Origin of the sequence: Oligella ureolytica DSM 18253, from assembly GCF_000373745.1 — a bacterium.
Lineage (GTDB): Bacteria > Pseudomonadota > Gammaproteobacteria > Burkholderiales > Burkholderiaceae_B > Oligella > Oligella ureolytica.
The window spans coordinates 1-1,726 of sequence record NZ_KB892360.1; the positions used below are offsets into that span (position 1 = coordinate 1).

At 35.0% G+C, this 1,726-nt stretch carries 5 protein-coding genes; 4 read left to right on the forward strand and 1 reads right to left on the reverse strand.

Annotated elements, in window-relative coordinates; all coding sequences use genetic code 11:
- Positions 1 to 211 precede the first annotated feature (211 nt).
- From B092_RS0112865 to B092_RS14535, 4 genes are all read left to right on the forward strand, one after another.
- Entirely contained in the window at positions 212 to 490 is a 279-nt protein-coding gene (locus B092_RS0112865) for a type II toxin-antitoxin system RelE/ParE family toxin (protein WP_018027459.1), read from the forward strand.
- Positions 491 to 500: 10 nt separating this feature from the next.
- Positions 501 to 779: a HigA family addiction module antitoxin gene (locus B092_RS0112870; protein WP_018575635.1), complete on the forward strand. Its 279-nt coding sequence runs from the start codon at positions 501 to 503 to the stop codon at positions 777 to 779.
- A gap of 102 nt (positions 780 to 881) precedes the next feature.
- Positions 882 to 1,100 carry a type II toxin-antitoxin system RelB family antitoxin gene (gene relB / locus B092_RS0112875; protein ID WP_018575636.1) on the forward strand — a complete coding sequence of 73 codons (219 nt, stop codon included), beginning with the start codon at positions 882 to 884 and terminating at the stop codon, positions 1,098 to 1,100.
- Entirely contained in the window at positions 1,090 to 1,287 is a 198-nt protein-coding gene (locus B092_RS14535; RefSeq protein WP_018575637.1) for a type II toxin-antitoxin system RelE family toxin, read from the forward strand. The genes relB and B092_RS14535 overlap by 11 nt, the downstream gene beginning before the upstream one ends.
- 22 nt (positions 1,288 to 1,309) lie before the next feature.
- On the opposite strand, the gene B092_RS0112885 is transcribed toward B092_RS14535, so the two are convergent.
- A complete protein-coding gene (locus tag B092_RS0112885; RefSeq protein ID WP_018575638.1) occupies positions 1,310 to 1,603 on the reverse strand; it encodes a hypothetical protein in 294 nt (97 codons plus the stop codon).
- Positions 1,604 to 1,726: the final 123 nt, after the last annotated feature.

Consider the following 1,726-nt stretch of genomic DNA (forward strand, 5'->3'; position numbering starts at 1 on the left):
AATTCTGGACTAAAGCGTTTGGGCATGTTAATTTCTCCTGTGAAATAAGCATACGCTTTAGAGGGGGTGAATGTCCACTTTTTTGACTAGGATCATTTCGCCAGCTTCTTTCTGATAAGCCTTACTGGGGATTAAAGGTAAAACTTAAATTAAATAGTTCAAAATCTATTTTTGATTGTATAATGGGTATACACGGTACACAGACAGAGTTATGATTAAATCATTTAAACATAAAGGCCTTAGAAAGTATTTTGAAACTGGAAATACTTCAGGTATTCAACCAAAACATGCAGTTAGGTTACGTACCCAGCTTTCAGTATTAGATACGATTAAAAGCCCTGATGAAATTAATATAGTTAGTTGGAGATTGCATGCTTTGACTGGTAATTTAAAAGGCTACTGGTCTATAACTGTTAATGCAAATTGGCGTATCACTTTCAGATTTGAAGGTGAAAATGTTTATGAAGTTGATTACTTAGATTATCACTAGGAGTAATAAAATGAGAATGTACAATCCACCTCACCCAGGTCTTGTTATTAGAGAGTATTTAAATGATGTTACTGTTTCAGATGCAGCAAAACATTTAGGCATTACTAGGACTTCTTTATCAAGAATACTCAATGGCAAAACAGGTATATCACCTTTAATGGCTATTAAACTTGAAAAAGCATTTGGGGGAATAACAGCTGAGTCTTGGTTAGCGATGCAAGCAAAATATGACTTATGGCAAGAAGAGCAAAGTTACGATGATACAGTTATACCATTTGAATTTGCTTAGTTTAATGATTGTGTTTCCTCAAACTTACTAATTAATTCTAGGTTCTTTACCTTGTCATTTGCTACTTGTTATACATGTATAACAAGTAGCAAGGAGCTGATAATGTTAGCAATACGATTACCTGACGAAATAGATAACCGCTTGAAAGATTTGGCGGAAAAGACGGGGCGTACAAAGTCTTTTTACGCAAGAGAAGCAATCTTAAAACACTTAGATGATTTAGAAGGTATCTATCTTGCTGAAAGGGAGTTAGAACTGATTAAGGCTGGCAAGTCTAAAACTTACTCAGCTGAAGAGGTAGGGAAAGAGCTTGACTTATAAAATACTTTATTCAGATAAAGCAAAAAAAGCGCTTTTAAAACTTGATAAACCAGTCGCTAAACGTATTCATCGGTTTTTAACTGAAAGAGTCTCCCAAGACCCAAAGAATCAAGGCGGTTTTCTTCAAGGAAATTTTTGGCGGCGTGAGTTTATAAAAGAGTTTAATTTATCTGTTTTCATAATTTAACCTAAAAATCATCCTTAAGTGACTAAATCAAATCATCAATACTTTTGTACTCAGGTCCTAAATTAGACCATGATGGGAAGCGTCTATCAGCAGGAACTTCTTCATTTTTGGTGACTTTACTATCTGTGAGATTAGGCGTTTCTGAGCTAGTTTGCTCAGTTGGCCGTTTAACCTCATCTTCAGCTACTTCCTCATTGCTTTTAACGTTATTTAATTTATTTCGTCCCATTTCTTCATTTACAAAATGACGTAAGCAAAACTGACGGACAGCTGCGTGCTGAACTCTTACTCCGTTTGCTTCTAAAAACCTGACCATTGACGCATAACTATATCCATTGTCATATAGTGAGACCTTTGCAATAACCCCTCAAACTTCCTAAAATATAGCTTGTTTTCTTGCATTCTTACTTTAGTCCTATGAGTAGTTTCTTTCAACAAA

What these genes read in the sequence shown, in the direction of transcription:
- B092_RS0112865 (WP_018027459.1), top strand. Translation starts at nt 212, where the DNA reads ATGATTAAATCATTTAAACATAAAGGCCTTAGAAAGTATTTTGAAACT.
- B092_RS0112870 (WP_018575635.1), top strand. Translation starts at nt 501, where the DNA reads ATGAGAATGTACAATCCACCTCACCCAGGTCTTGTTATTAGAGAGTAT.
- relB (WP_018575636.1), top strand. Translation starts at nt 882, where the DNA reads ATGTTAGCAATACGATTACCTGACGAAATAGATAACCGCTTGAAAGAT.
- B092_RS0112885 (WP_018575638.1), bottom strand. Translation starts at nt 1,603, where the DNA reads ATGGTCAGGTTTTTAGAAGCAAACGGAGTAAGAGTTCAGCACGCAGCT.